Source organism: Pseudomonas sp. 31 R 17 (assembly GCF_900004915.1).
GTDB classification, from domain to species: domain Bacteria; phylum Pseudomonadota; class Gammaproteobacteria; order Pseudomonadales; family Pseudomonadaceae; genus Aquipseudomonas; species Aquipseudomonas orientalis_A.
Window position 1 is genome coordinate 121,055 of the sequence record NZ_CVTN01000073.1, and the last position, 20,372, is coordinate 141,426.

At 61.4% G+C, this 20,372-nt stretch carries 20 protein-coding genes; 15 read left to right on the forward strand and 5 right to left on the reverse strand.

Going from position 1 to position 20,372, the window contains the following annotated elements; all coding sequences use genetic code 11:
- Positions 1-359 precede the first annotated feature (359 nt).
- From BFP89_RS17910 to BFP89_RS17935, 6 genes are all read left to right on the forward strand, one after another.
- Positions 360-1,112, forward strand: a complete 753-nt coding sequence (locus tag BFP89_RS17910; RefSeq protein WP_065886754.1) for a gluconate 2-dehydrogenase subunit 3 family protein — start codon at positions 360-362, stop codon at positions 1,110-1,112.
- Positions 1,113-1,114: 2 nt separating this feature from the next.
- The gene (locus BFP89_RS17915; RefSeq protein ID WP_065886810.1) at positions 1,115-2,899 is read left to right on the forward strand and encodes a GMC family oxidoreductase; all 1,785 of its coding nucleotides are present in this window, start codon (positions 1,115-1,117) and stop codon (positions 2,897-2,899) included.
- A gap of 12 nt (positions 2,900-2,911) precedes the next feature.
- Complete coding sequence (locus tag BFP89_RS17920) at positions 2,912-4,210, forward strand: cytochrome c (RefSeq protein WP_065886755.1); 1,299 nt, start codon at positions 2,912-2,914, stop codon at positions 4,208-4,210.
- 70 nt (positions 4,211-4,280) lie between these two features.
- The gene (locus BFP89_RS17925) at positions 4,281-5,339 is read left to right on the forward strand and encodes a PA0069 family radical SAM protein (RefSeq protein ID WP_065886756.1); all 1,059 of its coding nucleotides are present in this window, start codon (positions 4,281-4,283) and stop codon (positions 5,337-5,339) included.
- A 228-nt stretch (positions 5,340-5,567) separates the two neighbouring features.
- Positions 5,568-6,299 carry a carbonic anhydrase gene (locus BFP89_RS17930; RefSeq protein WP_065886757.1) on the forward strand — a complete coding sequence of 244 codons (732 nt, stop codon included), beginning with the start codon at positions 5,568-5,570 and terminating at the stop codon, positions 6,297-6,299.
- Positions 6,300-6,384: 85 nt separating this feature from the next.
- Entirely contained in the window at positions 6,385-7,932 is a 1,548-nt protein-coding gene (locus BFP89_RS17935) for a SulP family inorganic anion transporter (protein ID WP_065886758.1), read from the forward strand.
- Between the two features lie 127 nt (positions 7,933-8,059).
- Here the strand turns inward: BFP89_RS17935 and BFP89_RS17940 are convergent, their stop codons facing one another.
- Positions 8,060-8,695 (reverse strand): hypothetical protein, encoded by a 636-nt coding sequence (locus BFP89_RS17940; protein ID WP_065886759.1) that lies wholly within the window; start codon positions 8,693-8,695, stop codon positions 8,060-8,062.
- A 370-nt stretch (positions 8,696-9,065) separates the two neighbouring features.
- Here BFP89_RS17940 and coxB point away from each other — a divergent pair, with 370 nt between their 5' ends.
- From coxB to BFP89_RS17960, 4 genes are all read left to right on the forward strand, one after another.
- Entirely contained in the window at positions 9,066-10,193 is a 1,128-nt protein-coding gene (gene coxB / locus BFP89_RS17945) for a cytochrome c oxidase subunit II (RefSeq protein ID WP_065886760.1), read from the forward strand.
- A 58-nt stretch (positions 10,194-10,251) separates the two neighbouring features.
- Complete coding sequence (gene ctaD, locus BFP89_RS17950) at positions 10,252-11,838, forward strand: cytochrome c oxidase subunit I (protein WP_065886761.1); 1,587 nt, start codon at positions 10,252-10,254, stop codon at positions 11,836-11,838.
- A 138-nt stretch (positions 11,839-11,976) separates the two neighbouring features.
- Entirely contained in the window at positions 11,977-12,528 is a 552-nt protein-coding gene (locus tag BFP89_RS17955; RefSeq protein ID WP_065886762.1) for a cytochrome c oxidase assembly protein, read from the forward strand.
- Positions 12,529-12,563: 35 nt separating this feature from the next.
- Positions 12,564-13,451: a cytochrome c oxidase subunit 3 gene (locus BFP89_RS17960; RefSeq protein ID WP_065886763.1), complete on the forward strand. Its 888-nt coding sequence runs from the start codon at positions 12,564-12,566 to the stop codon at positions 13,449-13,451.
- Between the two features lie 6 nt (positions 13,452-13,457).
- Here the strand turns inward: BFP89_RS17960 and BFP89_RS17965 are convergent, their stop codons facing one another.
- Positions 13,458-13,661, reverse strand: a complete 204-nt coding sequence (locus tag BFP89_RS17965; RefSeq protein WP_057725706.1) for a twin transmembrane helix small protein — start codon at positions 13,659-13,661, stop codon at positions 13,458-13,460.
- Between the two features lie 31 nt (positions 13,662-13,692).
- Between BFP89_RS17965 and BFP89_RS17970 the strand changes: the two genes are divergently transcribed.
- The 5 genes from BFP89_RS17970 to BFP89_RS17990 are packed head-to-tail and all read left to right on the forward strand — an operon-like array spanning position 13,693 to position 17,616.
- On the forward strand, positions 13,693-14,457 hold the full coding sequence (locus tag BFP89_RS17970) for an SURF1 family protein (RefSeq protein ID WP_065886764.1): 765 nt from the start codon (positions 13,693-13,695) through the stop codon (positions 14,455-14,457).
- Positions 14,423-15,007 (forward strand): hypothetical protein, encoded by a 585-nt coding sequence (locus tag BFP89_RS17975; RefSeq protein ID WP_065886811.1) that lies wholly within the window; start codon positions 14,423-14,425, stop codon positions 15,005-15,007. Before BFP89_RS17970 ends, BFP89_RS17975 begins: the two co-directional genes overlap by 35 nt.
- 10 nt (positions 15,008-15,017) lie before the next feature.
- The gene (locus tag BFP89_RS17980; RefSeq protein ID WP_065886765.1) at positions 15,018-16,097 is read left to right on the forward strand and encodes a COX15/CtaA family protein; all 1,080 of its coding nucleotides are present in this window, start codon (positions 15,018-15,020) and stop codon (positions 16,095-16,097) included.
- Positions 16,085-16,984, forward strand: a complete 900-nt coding sequence (gene cyoE, locus BFP89_RS17985) for a heme o synthase (protein WP_065886766.1) — start codon at positions 16,085-16,087, stop codon at positions 16,982-16,984. The genes BFP89_RS17980 and cyoE overlap by 13 nt, the downstream gene beginning before the upstream one ends.
- The gene (locus BFP89_RS17990; protein WP_065886767.1) at positions 16,981-17,616 is read left to right on the forward strand and encodes an SCO family protein; all 636 of its coding nucleotides are present in this window, start codon (positions 16,981-16,983) and stop codon (positions 17,614-17,616) included. Before cyoE ends, BFP89_RS17990 begins: the two co-directional genes overlap by 4 nt.
- 161 nt (positions 17,617-17,777) lie before the next feature.
- On the opposite strand, the gene BFP89_RS17995 is transcribed toward BFP89_RS17990, so the two are convergent.
- Genes BFP89_RS17995 through BFP89_RS18005 form a run of 3 tightly spaced genes read right to left on the reverse strand, consistent with a single transcriptional unit; the run spans position 17,778 to position 20,281 of the window.
- Positions 17,778-18,548 carry a MetQ/NlpA family ABC transporter substrate-binding protein gene (locus tag BFP89_RS17995; protein ID WP_065886768.1) on the reverse strand — a complete coding sequence of 257 codons (771 nt, stop codon included), beginning with the start codon at positions 18,546-18,548 and terminating at the stop codon, positions 17,778-17,780.
- 51 nt (positions 18,549-18,599) lie between these two features.
- A complete protein-coding gene (locus tag BFP89_RS18000) occupies positions 18,600-19,274 on the reverse strand; it encodes a methionine ABC transporter permease (protein ID WP_065886769.1) in 675 nt (224 codons plus the stop codon).
- Entirely contained in the window at positions 19,274-20,281 is a 1,008-nt protein-coding gene (locus tag BFP89_RS18005) for a methionine ABC transporter ATP-binding protein (protein ID WP_057725698.1), read from the reverse strand. Before BFP89_RS18005 ends, BFP89_RS18000 begins: the two co-directional genes overlap by 1 nt.
- Between the last annotated feature and the right edge of the window lie 91 nt (positions 20,282-20,372).

Sequence of the window (20,372 nt, forward strand, 5' to 3'; positions counted from 1 at the left end):
GTGCGGCTAACCCGGCGTCCTGCCGGGTTACCCACGGATTCAAGCCTGCGTTCGGCCAGCGTGGTTTAACGGGGCGCCTGAGATCAAGATCAAGGTCAAGAGCGACTCGCTGCGCATCGTGGTTACGGTTGGCGCTGCTGAGTTGTGTATACCTGCGCCTGCGCATGACGGACCCATCGCCATCGGAAGTCTTCTCGCATTTTTTTTCCCGCCTGTATGCGACTTACGTCGCTGAATTCCTCCTTCACATGCTTAGCCTGCTATCATTTGTAACCATTAATTGCCGCTCCCAGCAAAAAAAGCCAAGTCGCTCCCCAGAAGCGGCGGCCAACCCCGTGACCACATGATGAGGTGCACCCATGTCTGATCAAGATCAAGACAACCCCCGGCGTGATTTTTTGCGCAAATCCTTGACCTTGATCCCGGTGGTCACGGTTGCCAGTACCGGCCTTGGCGGTTCGATGCTGATGGCCACGCCCGAGCCTGCCCAGGCCGCGCCGGTCCAGCCGGCTCCCGGTGATAAGGCGTATGAACCGACTTATTTCACCGCCGAGGAATGGGCGTTTATCAACGCTGCCGTCGAGCGTTTGATTCCCGCTGATGCCCAGGGCCCAGGCGCTCTGGAAGCCGGCGCGCCGGAATACATCGACCGTCAGATGAGTACCCCGTACGCCAGTGGCGCGCTGTGGTTCATGCAAGGCCCCTTCAATGCCGACGCCTCGCCGGAGATGGGCTGGCAGAGCAAATTGGTGCCCAGGGAGATCTATCGCCTGGGTATCGCCGCGACGGATGCCTGGTCGAAGGCGTTCAACGGTAAAGCTTTTGCTGCGCAAGACAGCGCTACCCGAGACGATATGTTGCGCCGCCTTGAGGCCGGTGGCAGTGAAGTGAGCGCTCACTTCGCGGCAGTGCCAGCAAAGATGTTCTTCAATCTGTTGCTGCAGAACACCAAGGAAGGCTTCTTCTGCGACCCCATCCACGGCGGCAACAAAGGCATGGTCGGCTGGACCATGATCGGCTTCCCCGGCGCCCGCGCCGATTTCATGGACTGGGTGGAGCGCAACGAGCAATACCCCTTCCCGGCTGTTTCCATTCGCGGCGAGAGGGCATGAGCGTGGCGACCATCATGAAGAAAGTGGACGCAGTGATCGTGGGCTTTGGTTGGACCGGCGCGATCATGGCCAAGGAGCTGACCGAGGCCGGCCTCAACGTGGTAGCGCTGGAGCGCGGCCCGATGCAGGACACCTACCCGGACGGCAACTATCCCCAGGTCATCGACGAACTGACCTACAGCGTGCGTAAAAAACTCTTCCAGGACATTTCCAAGGAAACCGTGACCATTCGTCATAGCGTGAATGACGTCGCCCTGCCCAACCGTCAGCTCGGTGCCTTCTTGCCGGGTAACGGCGTCGGCGGTGCAGGCCTGCACTGGTCGGGCGTGCATTTTCGCGTCGACCCCATCGAGTTGCGCATGCGCAGCCACTACGAAGAACGCTATGGGAAGCACTTCATTCCCAAGGACATGACCATCCAGGACTTCGGCGTCAGCTACGAAGAGCTGGAGCCGTTTTTCGACTACGCGGAAAAAGTCTTTGGCACTTCCGGCCAGGCCTGGACCGTCAAGGGTCAATTGGTCGGTGAAGGTCGCGGCGGTAACCCCTATGCACCGGATCGCTCCAACCCCTTCCCGCTGGAGGCGCAGAAAAACACGGTCTCCGCGCAGCTGTTTCAGAAAGCGGCTGCCGAGGTGGGTTACAAACCCTACAATCTGCCGTCGGCCAATACTTCGGGGCCCTACACCAACCCTTACGGCGCGCAGATGGGGCCGTGCAACTTCTGCGGTTTTTGCAGTGGCTACGTGTGCTACATGTACTCCAAGGCGTCGCCGAACGTGAACATCCTGCCGGCGTTGCGCCAGGTGCCGAATTTCGAGTTGCGGCCCAATTCCCACGTGCTCAAGGTCAACCTCGACAGCACCGGGAAGAAAGCCACCGGTGTGACCTATGTCGACGGCCAGGGTCGCGAGTGCGAGCAACCGGCGGACCTGGTGATCCTCGGTGCGTTCCAGTTCCACAACGTGCGCCTGATGCTGCTGTCGGGCATCGGCAAGCCTTACGACCCGATTACCAATGAAGGCGTGGTCGGCAGGAACTTTGCCTACCAGAACATGGGCACCATCAAGGCGTTCTTCGACAAGGACACCCACACCAACAACTTCATCGGCGCGGGCGGCAATGGCGTGGCCATCGATGACTTCAACGCCGACAACTTCGACCACGGCCCCCACGGCTTCGTGGGCGGCTCGCCGATGTGGGTCAACCAGGCGGGCAGCCGGCCGATTGCCGGCACTTCCAACCCGCCGGGCACGCCGGCCTGGGGCAGCGCGTGGAAGCGTGCCACCGCCGATTACTACACCCACCAGGTGTCGATGGATTCCCACGGTGCGCATCAGTCCTACCGCAGCAATTACCTGGATCTGGACCCGGTTTACCGCGATGCCTACGGCCTGCCGCTGTTGCGAATGACCTTCGACTGGCAGGAAAACGACATCAAGATGAACCGCTTCATGATGGAAAAAATGGGCAAGGTCGCCCAGGCCATGAATCCCAAGGCAATCGCCGTTCTTGGCAAAAAAGTCGGCGAGCATTTCAATACCGCGTCGTACCAGACCACGCACCTCAACGGCGGCGCGATCATGGGCACCGACCCGAAAACCAGCGCGTTGAACCGCTACCTGCAGAGCTGGGATGTACACAACGTGTTTGTCCCGGGAGCGTCCGCTTTCCCACAAGGTTTGGGCTACAACCCTACCGGTCTGGTGGCAGCCTTGACCTATTGGTCGGCTCGGGCGATCCGCGAGCAGTACCTGAAAAACCCCGGCCCGCTGGTTCAGGCATAAGGAGCGATGACCATGAAAGCACTCGTTATCGCCTCTCTGGCGCTGCTGAGCAGTTGCTCGGTCAGCGCGGCTGAAACCGACCTGATCAAGCAAGGTGAATACCTGGCCCGCGCCGGTGATTGTGTGGCTTGCCACACCGCCAAGGGCGGCAAGCCATTCGCCGGCGGCCTGCCGATGGAAACCCCCATTGGCGTGATTTACTCCACCAACATCACACCGGACAAGACCGGCCTGGGTGACTACAGCTTCGAAGACTTCGACAAGGCCGTACGCCATGGCGTCGCCAAGAGCGGTAGTACGCTTTACCCGGCAATGCCCTACCCGTCTTACGCACGTGTCAGCGACAGCGATATGCAGGCGTTATATGCCTACTTCATGAAAGGCGTCGAGCCGGTCGCCCAGGAGAACAAGGACAGTGATATTCCCTGGCCGTTGAGCATGCGCTGGCCCCTGGCGGCGTGGCGCTGGATGTTCGCGCCATCGGTCGAGGAGCATCAGGCACACACCACCGCCGACCCTGTGGTCAGCCGTGGCGCCTACCTGGTCGAAGGCCTCGGCCATTGCGGTGCATGCCATACACCCCGCGCCCTGACCATGCAGGAAAAAGCCCTGAGCGCCGCCGACGGCAGCGCATTCCTGTCCGGCAGCGCGCCGCTGGAAGGCTGGATTGCGAAAAGCCTGCGCGGCGACCACAAGGACGGCCTCGGCAGCTGGAGCGAAGAGCAACTGGTGCAATTTCTCAAGACCGGTCGCAGTGATCGCAGCGCCGTGTTCGGCGGCATGAGCGATGTGGTGGTCCACAGCATGCAATACATGTCCCAGGACGACCTGACCGCTATCGCCCGTTACCTCAAGAGCCTGCCGGCGGTGGACCCCAAGGACCAGCCGCACCAGTACGACCAACAAGTGGCCCAGGCGCTGTGGAAAGGGGATGACAGCAAGCCGGGCGCCTCGGTGTACATCGACAACTGCGCGGCCTGCCACCGTACCGATGGGCATGGCTATACGCGGGTGTTCCCGGCGCTCGCGGGCAACCCGGTGCTGCAGACGGCGGATGCCACGTCGTTGATCAACATCGTGTTGAACGGCGGCACCTTGCCCGCCACCCACGCTGCGCCGTCGACTTTCACCATGCCGGCATTCGCCTGGCGCTTGTCGGACCAGGAAGTGGCGGATGTAGTCAGTTTCATTCGCGGCAGCTGGGGCAACCAAGGCGCACCGGTGAATGCCAGCGACGTAGCCGACCTGCGCAAGAGCGATATGCACACCACCTCGGGTGACGATCTGGGGCAGGTCACGCAAAAGCACTGACCGCCAAACGGCACTGGTCAGAAGCTCCATGCCTCGATACTGTATATAAAAACAGTATCGAGGCGTTTTCATGACCACTGCACTGCCACCCCGTGGCCGGGGCACGGCCACCAACCTGCATAACCGTTTCGCGCCCACCGTCAGCGTGGCCGAGGACGACGGCTGGTTCCAGGAGGTGCCGCCCACCCAGGGCACCGAAGTGCGCATCGAAACGGCCAAGACCATCATCACCCGCAATAACTCGCCGGACTTGCCGTTCGATCGCTCCATCAACCCTTATCGCGGCTGCGAGCACGGCTGTATCTACTGCTATGCACGGCCCAGCCATGCCTACTGGGACATGTCGCCGGGGCTGGATTTCGAAACCCGGCTGATCGCCAAGAGCAATGCCGCCGACGTGCTGGAACAGCAACTCTCGAAACCGGGGTATGTGTGCGCGCCGATCAACCTGGGCTCCAACACCGACCCGTACCAACCTATCGAGCGTGAATACAGGATCACCCGGCAAACCCTCGAAGTGCTGCTGCGCTACCGGCATCCGGTGACGATTATCACCAAGGGTTCATTGATCCTGCGCGACCTGGACCTGCTTGCCGAACTGGCCCGGCAACGGCTTGTGGCGGTGATGATCAGCCTCACCAGCCTCGACGATGAGCTCAAGCGCATCCTGGAGCCGCGTGCGGCGGCACCCAAGGCGCGGTTGCGGGCGATACGGGTGATGCGGGAGGCGGGTATTCCGGTCGGCGTCCTGTGCTCGCCGATGATTCCGATGATCAACGACAGCGAGTTGGAAAGCCTGCTCACCGAGGCCCATGCCGCCGGTGCGCAAAGTGCCGCGTACATGATGCTGCGCCTGCCGCTCGAGGTGGCACCGCTGTTCGAGGAATGGCTGGCGGCGCATTACCCGCAGCGCGCGGCGCATGTGATGAGCCTGGTGCGTCAGGTGCGTGGTGGCGAGGTGTATGACAGCCGCTTCGGGGTGCGCATGCGCGGTGAGGGTCCGTTTGCCGATCTGCTGGCCCAGCGTTTCAGCAAGGCGATCAAGCGTCTGGGATTGAATCGCCGTGAAGGCTTCAATTTTGATTGCACGGCGTTTTGCCCACCGGGCAGGCAAATGGCATTGTTGTAGACTGAAGCAGGCAAGTGCGAAATTGCTGTAGGAATAGTCGCGTTTTGATATCACTGAAACCCCCGATCTAGAGCGGTTCATTCAGTTTGAGTTAAGTTTCGCTGGGTACCTTGTTCGACGAGTGACTGACGAGTCGGCGCCCTGGTCGGTGGAGTTTCCCAACTATTTCACCGCCCGAGCGTCGAACTGACTTGAACACTTCCCCTGCATTGATCAAGAGGTTGAATCATGAGTGATAAGGATAAACAGCCGTTGGCTGCGTCGGCTTCAGCCCCTCAAGTGGCGGAAACCGCCGATGCAGCGCTGCAGCATATCGTCGACGGTTTTTTGCATTTTCATCACGACGTCTTCCCCCAGCAGGAAGAACTCTTCAAGAAACTCGCCACGGCCCAGAGCCCGCGCGCGATGTTCATTACCTGCGCCGACTCGCGCATCGTGCCCGAGCTGATTACCCAAAGTTCGCCCGGCGACCTGTTCGTGACCCGCAACGTGGGTAACGTGGTTCCTCCCTACGGCCAGATGAACGGCGGTGTTTCCACGGCCATCGAGTACGCGGTACTCGCCCTTGGCGTACAGCACATCATTGTGTGCGGGCATTCCGATTGCGGCGCCATGCGCGCGGTGCTCAATCCCGACAGCCTCGAGAAGATGCCGACGGTCAAGGCTTGGCTGCGTCATGCCGAGGTCGCCAAGACGATGGTCCACGACAACTGCGACTGCGCCAGTGAAGGCGAGAGCATGAAGGTACTGACTGAAGAAAACGTCATCGCCCAGTTGCAGCACTTGCGCACCCACCCTTCCGTGGCTTCGCGCATGGCCAATGGTCAATTGTTTATTCACGGCTGGATCTACAACATCGAGACCAGCGAAATCCGGGCCTACGATGCGGATCAGTCGGCGTTCCGACCGTTGGGCGGCGAAGGCCCGATTCCATCCGCGACGCCTAAAGCGCGCTTCTAACACACTTCCCTGCCGGGTAATGCGGTGGCTGCCATGGATGCAGCCAGGCTTTACCGCGCCCGGCGAATGCCTCGGGAGAGTCATCATGCGTGCTGCTCAATTAAAAGCTGTTCTGCCTCGGGAGCTGCTTGCCTCCGTGGTGGTGTTCCTGGTCGCCCTGCCCTTGTGCATGGGGATTGCAATCGCGTCCGGCATGCCGCCGGCCAAGGGCTTGATCACCGGTATCATCGGTGGTCTGGTGGTGGGCTGGTTGGCGGGTTCTCCGCTGCAAGTCAGTGGCCCGGCAGCGGGCCTGGCGGTGCTGGTGTTCGAGTTGGTGCGCCAGCACGGCATGCTGATGCTGGGACCTATCCTGCTGCTGGCGGGGTTCCTGCAATTGGTGGCGGGGCGTCTGCGCCTGGGCTGCTGGTTCCGCGTGACGGCGCCGGCGGTGGTATACGGCATGCTGGCGGGGATCGGCGTATTGATCGTGCTGTCGCAGATCCATGTGATGCTCGACGGTGCGCCCAAACCGTCGGGGTTGGATAACCTGGCGGGCTTTCCGGCCGCGTTGGTCGAAGCGATTCCCACCCTCGGCGGCGGGCTCGGCTGGCAGGCGGGCCTGCTCGGTGTGTCGACCATGCTGGTGATGTACCTGTGGGATAAATTCCGGCCGCAAAAACTGCGCTTTGTGCCAGGCGCTCTGCTGGGCGTAGGCCTGGCGACGGTGACCAGTCTGGTGCTGGCATTGCAGGTCAAGCGTGTGGAAGTACCGGAGAACCTGTCCGATGCCATCGATTGGTTGCGCCCCAGCGACCTGCTCAACCTGGCTGATCCGCAACTGCTGATCGCGGCATTTGCCGTCGCGTTTATCGCCAGTGCCGAGACGCTGCTGTCCGCCGCTGCGGTCGACCGCATGCACAGCGGGCAGCGCTCGGATTTCGATAAGGAATTGTCCGCCCAGGGCGTGGGCAACATGCTGTGCGGATTGGTCGGTGCCTTGCCGATGACCGGTGTGATTGTGCGCAGTTCGGCCAACGTCCAGGCGGGCGCCACCACGCGGTTGTCGGCGATGTTCCATGGCGTGTGGTTGCTGGGCTTCGTGTTGTTGCTGTCGAGCGTGCTGCAAAGCATCCCCGTGGCGAGCCTGGCCGGCGTGCTGGTGTATACCGGGATCAAGCTGGTGGACGTGAAGGCGTTCAAGGCCTTGGGACGTTATGGCCGCATGCCGATGTTCACCTATGCCGCCACGGCGCTGGCGATCATCTTCACCGACCTGCTGACGGGTGTGCTGGTGGGCTTCGGTCTGACGCTGGTCAAGCTGGCCTTCAAGGCATCACGGCTGAAAATCAGCCTGATCGATTTGCCTCAGGACGGTGAGATGGAGTTACGCCTGACCGGAGCGGCGACGTTCCTCAAAGTACCGGCGTTGACGCAGGTGCTGTCGACCGTGCCGACCGGAACCACCGTGCATGTGCCGCTCAATAACCTGAGTTATATCGATCATTCCTGCCTGGAGTTGCTGGAGGAATGGGGACGGGCCAATGCGGCCAAGGGCTCCAGGCTGGTGATCGAAGCGCGTGGCTTGAAGCGTCGGTTGGAAGGTCGGGTAAGGACAACGGTGGGGATTGGCTCGGCGCCGTCCACCACCTGACGAAACCGGATCAAAAATGTGGGAGGGGGCTTGCCCCCGATTGGGGTGTGTCAGCCAAAGAGATTTTGACTGGTCCACCGCTATCGGGGGCAAGCCCCCTCCCACATTTGATCGTCGTAGCCGAAGATTACAGCGCCAGCTCAACGCCCAACTGGCGCGACAGGCATGGCCAGCGCTTCCACGCGGCTTCTGTGTTCGGGCTTTTGAGCGTTTCGCGATAAGCCTCGACCGACTCCAGCGCAAAGCTCTCCTCGTTAAGCATCTCATCCACCGCCAGGTGCACGGCTTCATCCAGCTGGTTGGCGAAACCTTCACCGATCAATTGATGGGCGATCAGGTTGGCGACGGTGGTATCCGCCGGGATCAGCGGCTGGCCGAAATGCTTGATGTACAGATCGTTGACCTCCTCCACCAGACGATGGGCCAGGTAGGCCTCGTCCAGCAGGCCGTCGAGGCCTTCGTGGCCGGCCAGAATCGCCGGTGGCTGCAGGAAGAAATGCTCGGCGATCTTCAGCACGGGCTTTATCTGGCTTTCGATCCCGGCCTCGCGGGCCACGTCATTGGCAGCGTCGAGCAACTCGGGGACAAGGTCGATGTAGGCGGTGACAAAGCGGGTCATGACAATGTTGCGATCACCGTCAGCCAGGGAAATGGCCGAATGCAGGTGCGGCAATTGTTTTTCCAGTTGCCTGGCAAGCTGGCCCGTCGTTGCTTCGTGTTGATGGGCAAGGGAAATCTGCTCGCGCAATGCGGCGGTGTTCATGAAGGCTCCAGTCATGCAGGTGTAGGAAAAGGGAGAGGATAAGGTAGCTCGTTTATACGAGCGCCTAAGACGCATTTGTCATAATTATTTCATGGTTATACGTAGACGTTATATCGAAATACCAGACTTCATTGGATAAACGATTCTGTGCCCCATTTCATTGGGCCCCGTCCGGCTGTTTTCACTCATTTGCCCCTACACATTGCGGGGTCGCTACGGCTGTCTATACTCGGATTTGAACGCAATTAGCTGATGACGCCCGACTGCATGACGCAGGCAAGGCTTGGCGGTTGTAAGCAGTCTGGAAGCCGCTCCCTTGGCCGCAGGTGCAAACCGGCGGGATAACAAGAAACATAAAGGGGAACCCGCAATGACGCGACATCCACACGTTTGGATGGGCTTACTGTTGTGGTCGGTATTCGGCCAGGCCCACGCGGCCTGGACAACGAATATGGCGCCAGGGGCCACTGAAGTCAGTCACGCTGTGTTTGACCTGCACATGACCATTTTCTGGATTTGTGTGGTGATCGGCATCGTTGTGTTTGGCGCGATGTTCTGGTCGATGATCCTGCATCGCCGGTCCACGGGCCAGGTAGCGGCCAAATTCCATGAGAGCACCACCGTAGAAATTCTTTGGACCGTGGTGCCATTGCTGATCCTGGTGGCCATGGCCATTCCAGCGACCAAGACCCTGATCAACATCTACGACAGCAGTGAGTCGGATATCGATATCCAGGTCACCGGCTATCAGTGGAAGTGGCATTACAAATACCTGGGCCAGGACGTGGAGTTCTTCAGCAACCTGGCCACGCCAGCCGAGCAGATCCATAACCAGGCCACCAAGGGCGAACATTACCTGTTGGAAGTCGACCAGCCGCTGGTGTTGCCGGTGGGCGCCAAGGTGCGCTTTCTGGTGACCGCCGCCGACGTGATCCACTCCTGGTGGGTGCCGGCCTTTGCCGTCAAGCGTGACGCCATCCCCGGCTTCGTCAACGAGGCCTGGACCCGTGTCGAGAAGCCCGGCATCTATCGCGGCCAGTGCGCCGAATTGTGCGGCAAGGACCATGGCTTCATGCCCATTGTGGTCGAAGTCAAATCCAAGGCTGACTACGACACCTGGCTCGGTGAGCGCAAACAAGAGGCGGCCAAGCTCAAGGAACTGACCTCCAAGGAGTGGACGCTGGAAGAGTTGGTCGCGCGCGGCGACAAGGTCTACCACACCACCTGTGTGGCCTGTCACCAGGCTGAAGGCCAGGGCCTGCCGCCGATGTTCCCGGCGCTCAAGGGCTCGAAAATCGCCACCGGCCCGGCCGCCGATCACCTGAACATTGTCTATCACGGCAAGCCCGGCACCGCGATGGCGGCCTTCGGCAAGCAACTTTCGGAAGTCGATATCGCCGCTGTCGTGACCTACGAGCGCAATGCCTGGGGCAATAACAAAGGCGACATGGTCACGCCCAAAGACGTGCTGGCTCTGAAACAGGCGCAAAGCAAATGACTACCTTCATTGCACATGCACTGAATCGCCCCGCTTACTCGCTTGCAGGAGAACGGCCATGAGCACTGTGATCGATGACCATGGTCACGGCGACCACGCCCACGGCCCCGCCAAAGGGTTGATGCGCTGGGTGCTGACCACTAATCACAAGGACATCGGCACGATGTACCTGTGGTTCGCCTTCACCATGTTCCTGCTGGGCGGTTCGTTCGCCATGGTGATCCGCGCCGAACTGTTCCAGCCCGGCCTGCAGATCGTGGAGCCGGCGTTCTTCAACCAGATGACCACCATGCATGGCTTGATCATGGTGTTTGGCGCCGTGATGCCGGCCTTTGTCGGCCTGGCCAACTGGATGATCCCGCTGATGATCGGCGCGCCGGACATGGCCCTGCCGCGCATGAACAACTTCAGCTTCTGGCTGCTGCCGGCGGCATTCCTGTTGCTGGTGTCGACCCTGTTCAGCCCCGGCGGCGGGCCGAATTTCGGCTGGACCTTCTACGCCCCGCTCTCCACCACCTATGCGCCGGAAAGCGTGACGTTCTTCATCTTCGCCATCCACCTGATGGGCATCAGTTCGATCATGGGCGCGATCAACGTAGTCGCAACCATCCTCAACTTGCGCGCACCGGGCATGACCCTGATGAAAATGCCGCTGTTCGTGTGGACCTGGCTGATCACCGCGTTCCTGCTGATTGCGGTGATGCCGGTGCTGGCCGGTTGCGTGACCATGATGCTGATGGACATCCACTTCGGCACCAGCTTTTTCAGTGCGGCGGGCGGTGGTGATCCCGTGCTTTTCCAGCACGTGTTCTGGTTCTTCGGCCACCCCGAGGTGTACATCATGATCTTGCCGGCCTTCGGCGCCGTCAGCTCGATCATCCCGACCTTCTCGCGCAAGCCGTTGTTTGGCTACACCTCGATGGTCTACGCCACGGCCAGCATTGCGTTCCTGTCGTTCATCGTGTGGGCGCACCACATGTTCGTGGTCGGCATTCCGTTGGTGGGCGAGCTGTTCTTCATGTACGCCACCCTGCTGATTGCGGTGCCTACCGGGGTCAAGGTGTTCAACTGGGTCAGCACCATGTGGCAGGGTTCGTTGACCTTCGAGACGCCGATGCTGTTTGCGGTGGCCTTCGTGATCCTGTTCACCATCGGCGGCTTTTCCGGGCTGATGCTGGCGATTGCGCCGGCGGACTTCCAGTACCACGACACCTACTTTGTGGTGGCGCATTTCCATTACGTACTGGTACCCGGCGCGATCTTCGGCATCTTCGCTTCGGCCTACTACTGGCTGCCGAAATGGACCGGCCACATGTATGACGAAACCCTCGGCAAGCTGCACTTCTGGCTGTCCTTCGTGGGCATGAACATGGCGTTCTTCCCGATGCACTTCGTGGGTCTGGCCGGGATGCCGCGCCGGGTGCCGGACTACAACCTGCAGTTCGCCGACTTCAACATGGTGTCCTCGATTGGCGCCTTCATGTTCGGCGCCACGCAGATTTTCTTCCTGTTCATCGTGATCAAGTGCATCCGCGGCGGCCCGCCCGCGCCGGCCAAGCCGTGGGATGGCGCCGAAGGGCTGGAATGGAGCGTGCCCTCGCCCGCGCCGTACCACACCTTCACCACGCCGCCGGAGGTCAAATGAGTACGCTGCTCGCTCGGTCACCCGCGATCCCCTGTGGGAGGGGGCTTGCCCCCGATAGCGGTGGGTCAGCCGATATGGTTATCAGCTTGGAGACCGCCATCGGGGGCAAGCCCCCTCCCACATTAGTGTGTGTTCGTCATGGCTGACACCGTGCCGCTCAAACGCCTGGTCACACGCCTGCTGATCCTGGTGCTGGCCATGTTCGCCTTCGGCTTTGCCCTGGTGCCGATTTACGACGTGATGTGCAAGGCGTTCGGCATCAACGGCAAGACTGGCGGGCAATACGAAGGCGAGCAGGTCGTCGACCCGTCGCGTCAGGTGCGGGTGCAGTTTTTGTCCACCAACGCCATCGATATGGTCTGGGATTTCCATGCCAAGGCCGACGAAGTCGTGGTCAATCCGGGCGCGGTGACCGAGATGCTGTTTGTGGCCTACAACCCCACCGACAAACCGATGACCGCCCAGGCAGTGCCCAGCATTTCCCCGGCCGAAGCGGCGATGTACTTCCACAAGACCGAGTGCTTTTGCTTCACCCAGCAAGTGCTGCAGCCGGGCGAGCGTATCGAGATGCCGGTGCGCTTTATCGTCGATCGCGCGATGCCCAAGGATGTGAAGCATTTGACCCTGGCGTACACGCTGTTCGATATCACCGCGCGCCAGCCGCCCGGAGCGGCCCGCAGCGGCGGCTAGCTACTGTTTGCCCGCTCAATCAGGAGAGCGAATACATGTCGACTCATGATACGTACTACGTACCGGCGCAAAGCAAATGGCCGATAATTGCCACGATTGGCCTGTTGGTGACCGTGTATGGACTGGCCGTGTGGTTCAACGACCTCAAGGCCTTGCGCCCGGAATCCCATGGCCCATGGATCTTTTTCGTTGGCGGCCTGCTATTGGCCTACATGCTGTTCGGCTGGTTCGGCGCAGTGATCAAGGAGAGCCGCGCCGGTTTGTACAGTGCGCAAATGGACCGTTCGTTTCGCTGGGGCATGAGCTGGTTCATCTTTTCCGAAGTGATGTTCTTCATCGCGTTCTTCGGCGCGCTATTTTACGTGCGCACCTGGTCGGGGCCATGGTTGGCGGGCGAGGGGCCCAAGGGCATCGCGCATATGTTGTGGCCCAATTTCGAGTTTGCCTGGCCTTTGCTGAACAACCCGGACCCCAAGCTGTACCCGGCGCCCAAAGGCACCATCAGCCCGTGGGGCCTGCCGCTGGTCAACACCATCCTGCTGGTCAGCTCCAGCGTGACCATCACCATTGCCCACCATGCCCTGCGCAAAGGACATCGCGGCGCGCTGAAGCTCTGGCTGGCGCTGACCGTTTTGCTGGGCCTGGCGTTTCTCGGGTTCCAGGCCGAGGAGTACATCCACGCCTATAAAGAGCTGGGCCTGACGCTGGGTTCGGGCGTGTACGGCGCGACTTTCTTCATGCTCACCGGGTTTCACGGCGCCCACGTGACCATCGGCACGATCATTCTGTTTGTGATGCTGATGCGCATCCTGAAGGGGCATTTCAATGCCGAGCACCAGTTCGGTTTCGAGGCGGCCAGTTGGTATTGGCACTTCGTGGATGTGGTGTGGATTGGGCTGTTTTTCTTTGTGTATGTGCTGTGAGCCGTTCTACCACGGCGCATGCGAGACCAACTGGCCGCTGAAAAAGCCCCAGGCGATCAGCCCCACGGTGATTGCGGCCAACACCACACGTACGGTCAGGGCAGTGACGAGGCGGTTGGAACGACCCTCGTCCTTGACCAGGAAGAACAAGCCACTGAACAGGCTCGCAACGGTCGCGATCAGCATCAGGGCAATCAGTGCTTTGAGCATGGTCTGGCTCCGGGCCATACGGGGAGGGGCAATGAAATCCAGTATAGCCAGTGCCCGGCAGCGCTTCAGGCCCGGCATCGCACCGACGTTGGTGGTGCTGATGCTGCTGCCGTTGATGATTGGCCTGGGGTTCTGGCAGCTGTCGCGCGGTCAGGAAAAACAGCAGTTGGTCGACACCTACGCCGAGCGGCGTGCCGCCGAGCCTGTTGGCAGCGAGCAGCTTGAGACGAGCGCCGATCCAGCCTTTCGCCGGGTGCATCTGCGTGGCAGCTTCGATGCCGACCACAGTGTGTTGCTCGACAACCGTATGCGCGACGGCAAGGCCGGTGTCGAGTTGCTGCAACCCTTTCATGATCAGGCCAGCGGCCTTTGGGTGCTGCTCAATCGCGGCTGGCTGCCCTGGCCGGATCGCCGTACGCCACCGGCGTTCGCCACGCCGGGTCAGCCGGTGAATCTGGTCGCCTGGGTGTACGTCGCTCCCGGCGAAACCTTCCAGTTGCAGGTTGATCCCGCGACGGTGCAATGGCCGCGCTTGCTGACCGCGTTGCACCCCGTCGCCCTGTGGGCCGAGTTGGGCCGCGGCGGGTTCGCCTTTGAACTGCGCGCCGAAGCCGGGCCCGGTACGTACGACACCCACTGGCCTGTGGTCGCCATGGGGCCGGAAAAACACCTGGGGTATGCGGTGCAGTGGTTTGCCATGTCGCTGGCGCTGCTGGCGCTTTACCTCTACCTCGGATGGCACAACGCAAAGGAGAAGCACCATGGGAGCCGCCATGAATCCACTCAACGTGTCTGAAGCGCCGGACCGGCGTAAGGGCCGCTGGCAGTTGATCCTGATCCTGCTGATGGTGGTGGGGCCGATGGTGCTGGCGACTTTTATGTACAAGCTGCAATTCTGGGTGCCGGACAGCCGCAGTTATCACGGTGAACTGATCGGTAACGGTCAGACCCGCGCAGACATAGGCGTGCAGGCCGATGAGGATCGCTGGCAGTTGCTGGTCACCGCGCCCGCCAGCTGCGCCGCCGAGTGCCAGCAACTTGTGTACCTGGCGCGTCAGCTGCAGATCGGCCTGGGTCGCGATGCGTCCCGTGCCAGCCACGCGCTGGCCAGTGCGCAGCCGGTCGGCACCGACTACGACACCCGGCTCAAGGCCGAATACCCGCAATTGCAGCGCTACTCACTGGACCTGTCAACCTTCAACCGCAACGCCGCCGCGCCTGGCGATGCGCAACTGTGGATCGTCGACCCCCACGGCAACCTGGTGCTGCGCTATGACGCCAAGGTCAACGGCAAGGACTTGCTCAACGACCTGCGCCTGCTGCTGAAACTGTCGAACATCGGATAAGGGCATCGTCATGGCCAAGCCTGGATTTCGCCTCGCGTTGTTTGCCACCCTGCTCGCGCTGATTGTCGTGTTGCTCGGTGCCTATACCCGCCTGACCCATGCCGGCCTGGGTTGCCCGGACTGGCCGGGGTGCTATGGCTTTATCGGCGTGCCGCAAAGCGCAGCCCAACTGGCCCATGCCGAACTGCACTTTCCTGATACGCCAGTGGAGGCCGACAAGGGCTGGGCCGAGATGACCCACCGCTACTTTGCCGGCACCCTCGCCATCCTCATCGCGCTGTTGGCGGGGCGGGCCTGGAGCCACCGGCGTGACCCGGGCCAGCCGGTGAAATTGCCGCTGTTCGTATTGATAGTGGTGTGCGCCCAGGCGGCGTTTGGCATGTGGACGGTGACGCTGAAGCTGTGGCCGCAGGTGGTGACGGGGCACTTGCTGGGCGGCTTTGCCACCTTGAGCCTGCTGTTCCTGCTGAGCCTGCGTCTGTCCGGCGTGCTGCCCGCATTGATCGTACCCAGGCGCCTGCAATATTGGGCAACGGCGGGGCTGGTGCTGGTGATCGGGCAGATTGCCTTGGGCGGTTGGGTCAGCGCCAACTATGCGGCGGTGGCCTGTGTCGATTTGCCGACGTGTCACGGTCAATGGTGGCCGGCGGCGGACTTCGCCAATGGCTTTCACCTGACCCAGCATATCGGCCCCAATTACCTGGGCGGTCAGTTGGACAGCGATGCGCGCACGGCCATTCATCTTACCCATCGCGTGGGTGCGGTGCTGGTCACGCTGGTGCTGCTGGGCCTGGCCTGGCAGTTGCGCGCGGTGGGCATGACGCGCCTGGCGGGCTTGCTGTTGATCGCCCTGGCGGCGCAAATCAGCCTGGGCTTGAGCAATGTGGCGTTCGGCTTGCCGCTGCCGGTGGCGGTGGCGCACAACGCCGGGGGCGCAGCGCTCTTGTTGACCCTGGTGCTGGTCAATTATCACGCGCGCACCAGCCTGGTTCAGGTGCGCCACCCACGACCAATCACCTGGCGGCTCACCCCGCGAAAACCGGCATCGGGCCTGATGACCCTTAAAGGAGAGATGCCATGGCGTCCTTGATCGGCGCGCGTCACGGCCAGGCGGTCTGGCGTGACTATCTGGAGCTGACCAAGCCGAAAGTGGTGGTGCTGATGCTGATCACCTCGCTGGTGGGCATGTTCCTCGCCACCCGCGCCGGGGTGCCGTGGACGGTGCTGGTGTTCGGCAACCTGGGCATTGCCCTGTGTGCGGGCGCGGCGGCGGCGGTCAACCATGTGGTGGATCGGCGCATTGATGCGCTGATGGCGCGCACTCACAAACGGCCACTGGCCGAGGGGCGGGTCTCGGCCGTTGCGGCGCTGGTCTTTGCGTTGGTGCTGGCGGTGACGGGCCTGGCGCTGTTACTGGCGTTCACCAACCCTCTGGCGGCCTGGCTGACCCTGGCTTCGTTGCTGGGCTACGCGGTGATCTATACCGGGTTTCTCAAGCGCGCAACGCCGCAGAATATCGTCATCGGTGGCCTGGCCGGTGCCGCGCCGCCGTTGTTGGGCTGGGTCGCTGTGACCGGGCATGTCAGCGCCGAGCCGCTGCTGCTGGTGCTGATCATCTTCGCCTGGACCCCGCCGCACTTCTGGGCGCTGGCCATCCATCGCAAGGAGGAGTACGCCAAGGCCGACATCCCGATGCTGCCGGTCACCCACGGCGAGCATTACACCAAAGTGCATATCCTGCTCTACACCTTCGCCCTGCTGGCGGTGAGCCTGATGCCCTATGTGATCCATATGAGCGGGTTGTTGTACCTGGCCTGTGCGACGGTATTGGGCGGGCGCTTTCTGCAATGGGCCTGGGTGCTGTACCGTGGCAGCCAGCCGCACGCGGCGGTCAACACCTTCAAGTACTCTATCTGGTACCTGCTGTTGCTGTTTATCGCCCTGCTCGTAGACCACTACCTACTGTTGAACCTATGACTCGAACTCAAAAAACTGTCTTCATTCTGGTGGCCCTGGTGGCATTGATCATGGGCCTGACCGTCAACAAGGTGCTCTCGGGCAAAGGCCAGGGCGACCCGACCGCGCTGATCGACGCCGGCATTATCCTGCTGCCGCAAAGCCGCCAGCTGCCTGCGGTGAGCATGACCGACCAGGACGGCCAGCCGGTGCTGGTCAATGAGCTCAAAGGCAAGTGGAGCCTGCTGTTCTTCGGCTACACCTTCTGCCCGGACATCTGCCCCACCACCCTCGCCCAACTGCGCCAGATCAAGAGCGAACTGCCCAAAGAGGCGGTGGACAAGTTGCAAGTGATCCTGGTCAGCGTCGACCCGAACCGCGACACCCCGACCCAGCTCAAGCAGTACCTGGGCTACTTCGACCCGCAATTCCAGGGGTTGACCGGCACCAATGTGCAGGAGGTGCAGAAGGTCTCGAATGCCGTGAGCATTCCCTTCATTCCTGCGGACACCAGCAAGCCGAACTACACCGTCGACCACAGCGGCAACCTGGCGCTGATCGGCCCGGATGGCACCCAGCGCGGGTTTATCCGCGCGCCGTTGAACAACCAGAAGCTGGTGGCGCAGTTGCCAGTGCTGCTGCAGCGTAAATAACGCACAACACAATACAAATGTGGGAGGGGGCTTGCTCCCGATAGCAGGGTGTCAGTCGATGAAGATGTTGACTGACCCGCCGCTATCGGGGGCAAGCCCCCTCCCACATTTTGATCTCCAGTGTGTTGGAGATCGTTCCCACGCTCTGCGTCCGCCTTGAATCAGAACGCCGGCTTGATCGCGCCTTTGTACTTCTCTTCGATAAATTGCTTCACTTCAGGCGTGTGCAGGGCGGCAACCAGCTTCTTCACGGCGTCCGAATCCTTGTTGTCTTCGCGGGTCACCAGGATGTTGACGTAAGGCGAGTCGCTGCCTTCGATCACCAGGGCGTCCTTGGACGGGTCCAGCTTGGCTTCCAGCGCGTAGTTGGTGTTGATCAGCGCCAGGTCGACCTGGGTCAGTACGCGCGGCAGGGTGGCGGCTTCCAGTTCGCGGAATTTCAGGTTCTTGGTGTTACCGGTGATGTCCTTGATGGTCGACAGGATGTTGGTCGGGTCCTTCAGGGTGATCAGGCCGTTGTTGGCCAGCAGCAACAGAGCACGGCCGCCGTTGGTGGCGTCGTTCGGGATCACCACGTTGGCGCCGTCCGGCAGGTCGGCCAGCTTCTTGTATTTGCTCGAGTACGCGCCCAGCGGTTCCAGGTGCACGCCGCCGACGCTCACCAGGTGAGTGCCCTTGGCCTTGTTGAATTCATCCAGGTACGGCTGGTGCTGGAAGAAGTTGGCGTCCAGGCGCTTTTCAGCCACCTGTACGTTCGGCTGCACATAATCGGTGAAGACTTTGACCTGCAGGTCCACGCCTTCTTTGGCCAGCGCAGGTTTCACGAATTCGAGAATTTCCGCGTGCGGCACCGGCGAAGCAGCGACCGTGATGGTCTCGGCATGGGCGGAAAACGCGGCAACGGCGGCGAAAGCAACCAGTAGTTTTTTCATCCAGCAAGCTCCTTGTTCGGACATCTGCCGGCACAAGGCCGGCAATGGCCGTTATTTTCGAGAAAAGTGCACCACCAGCCTGTCGCCGACGGTTTGCAGAATTTGCACCAGGATCAACAGCATTACCACGGTGACCACCATTACATCGGTCTGGAAGCGTTGGTAACCGAAGCGGATCGCCAGGTCGCCCAGGCCACCGGCACCGACTACCCCGGCCATCGCCGTGTAGGACACCAGTGTAATCGCTGTCACCGTAATCGCCGCGAAGATGCCGGGGCGGGCTTCGGGCAGCAGGGCGTTGGTGATGATCTGACGCGTCGTTGCGCCCATCGACTGAGTGGCCTCGATGATGCCGCGGTCGACTTCACGCAGGGCGGTTTCCACCAGGCGCGCAAAGAACGGTGTGGCGCCCACGACCAGCGGCGGAATCGCACCTGCCACACCCAGCGATGTCCCGGTGATCAACACCGTGAACGGAATCATGACGATCAGCAGGATAATGAACGGCAGCGAGCGCAGGATGTTCACGACCAGCGACAGCAGCGCATATAGGCCCTTCTGTTCGAACAGTTGGCGCGGGCTCGTCAGAAACAGCAGTACGCCCAACGGCAGGCCGAGCACGACCGTGAAGAACAGCGAACCGAACAGCATGATCATGGTATCGCCAGTGGCGAGCCAGATTTCGGACCAGTCGATGTTGGCAAAGAAACTCAGGAAAACGTCCATTAGCGCAGCACCTCCATATGAACGTCGGCGGCGGTGAAGCGCGCAAACGCGGCGTCCATGTCACCGCCGGTGACGGCGAGGGTCAATTGCCCGTAGGGAATGTCTTTGATGCGGTCGATACGACCGGCGAGGATGCTGTAGTCCACCCCCGTTTCCCGGGCGACGGTACCCAGCAATGGCGCGTAGGTCGCGTCCCCCTGGAAGGTCAGGCGCACGATACGGCCCGGTACGTGGGCGAAGTCGTCGCGTTGCTCGCCTTCGTCGACCTGTTCGGCTTCCTGGACGAAGCGCTTGGTGGTCGGATGCTTGGGATGCAGGAACACGTCGGCCACCGAGCCTTGCTCGACGATCACGCCGGCGTCCATCACGGCCACCTGGTCGCAGACGCGGCGAATCACATCCATTTCATGGGTGATCAACACGATGGTCAGCTTGAGTTCGCGGTTGATCTCGGCCAACAGTTGCAGGACCGAGGCGGTGGTCTGCGGGTCGAGGGCGCTGGTGGCCTCGTCGCACAGCAGGATCTTGGGTTTGGTGGCCAGGGCGCGGGCGATGCCGACGCGCTGTTTCTGGCCGCCGGACAATTGCGCCGGGTACTTCCTGGCGTGGTCCGACAGGCCGACGCGGGCGAGCAGTTCAGCCACGCGCAGGTCGATGTCCTTGCGCGACAATTCGCCGGCCAATGTCAGCGGCAGCGCCACGTTGTCTGCAACGGTCTTGGACGCCAGCAGGTTGAAGTGCTGGAAGATCATCCCGACCTGTTGGCGGAAACGGCGCAGGCCATTGGCATCCAGCGCGGTGACTTCTTCACCATCAACCGTGATCTGCCCGCCACTGGGTTCTTCGAGGCGGTTGATCAGGCGCAGCAGGGTACTTTTTCCCGCACCCGAGTGGCCAATCAGGCCAAACACCTGGCCGTTTTCGACGCGCAGGCTGGTGGGGTGCAGGGCGGGAATATCCTTACCGGCGACGCGGTAGGTTTTATGGACGTTTTGAAACTCGATCACGTAGCGAACCTTGTGGGGCGCATGGAAAAGGGATCAGCGGTTAGCCGGGCGCGCATTTTAGCCTGTCCGTATAGCGTTTCTTAGCATTTAT

Excerpts from the sequence above, each read along its gene's own strand:
- BFP89_RS17965 (WP_057725706.1), bottom strand. The coding sequence starts at position 13,661 with ATGCTCAAAGCACTGATTGCCCTGATGCTGATCGCGACCGTTGCGAGC.
- BFP89_RS17920 (WP_065886755.1), top strand. The coding sequence starts at position 2,912 with ATGAAAGCACTCGTTATCGCCTCTCTGGCGCTGCTGAGCAGTTGCTCG.
- BFP89_RS17925 (WP_065886756.1), top strand. The coding sequence starts at position 4,281 with ATGACCACTGCACTGCCACCCCGTGGCCGGGGCACGGCCACCAACCTG.
- BFP89_RS17960 (WP_065886763.1), top strand. The coding sequence starts at position 12,564 with ATGTCGACTCATGATACGTACTACGTACCGGCGCAAAGCAAATGGCCG.
- BFP89_RS17990 (WP_065886767.1), top strand. The coding sequence starts at position 16,981 with ATGACTCGAACTCAAAAAACTGTCTTCATTCTGGTGGCCCTGGTGGCA.
- ctaD (WP_065886761.1), top strand. The coding sequence starts at position 10,252 with ATGAGCACTGTGATCGATGACCATGGTCACGGCGACCACGCCCACGGC.
- coxB (WP_065886760.1), top strand. The coding sequence starts at position 9,066 with ATGACGCGACATCCACACGTTTGGATGGGCTTACTGTTGTGGTCGGTA.
- BFP89_RS18000 (WP_065886769.1), bottom strand. The coding sequence starts at position 19,274 with ATGGACGTTTTCCTGAGTTTCTTTGCCAACATCGACTGGTCCGAAATC.
- BFP89_RS17970 (WP_065886764.1), top strand. The coding sequence starts at position 13,693 with ATGAAATCCAGTATAGCCAGTGCCCGGCAGCGCTTCAGGCCCGGCATC.
- BFP89_RS17975 (WP_065886811.1), top strand. The coding sequence starts at position 14,423 with ATGGGAGCCGCCATGAATCCACTCAACGTGTCTGAAGCGCCGGACCGG.
- BFP89_RS17935 (WP_065886758.1), top strand. The coding sequence starts at position 6,385 with ATGCGTGCTGCTCAATTAAAAGCTGTTCTGCCTCGGGAGCTGCTTGCC.
- BFP89_RS17955 (WP_065886762.1), top strand. The coding sequence starts at position 11,977 with ATGGCTGACACCGTGCCGCTCAAACGCCTGGTCACACGCCTGCTGATC.
- BFP89_RS17940 (WP_065886759.1), bottom strand. The coding sequence starts at position 8,695 with ATGAACACCGCCGCATTGCGCGAGCAGATTTCCCTTGCCCATCAACAC.
- BFP89_RS17980 (WP_065886765.1), top strand. The coding sequence starts at position 15,018 with ATGGCCAAGCCTGGATTTCGCCTCGCGTTGTTTGCCACCCTGCTCGCG.
- BFP89_RS17930 (WP_065886757.1), top strand. The coding sequence starts at position 5,568 with ATGAGTGATAAGGATAAACAGCCGTTGGCTGCGTCGGCTTCAGCCCCT.
- BFP89_RS17995 (WP_065886768.1), bottom strand. The coding sequence starts at position 18,548 with ATGAAAAAACTACTGGTTGCTTTCGCCGCCGTTGCCGCGTTTTCCGCC.
- cyoE (WP_065886766.1), top strand. The coding sequence starts at position 16,085 with ATGGCGTCCTTGATCGGCGCGCGTCACGGCCAGGCGGTCTGGCGTGAC.
- BFP89_RS17910 (WP_065886754.1), top strand. The coding sequence starts at position 360 with ATGTCTGATCAAGATCAAGACAACCCCCGGCGTGATTTTTTGCGCAAA.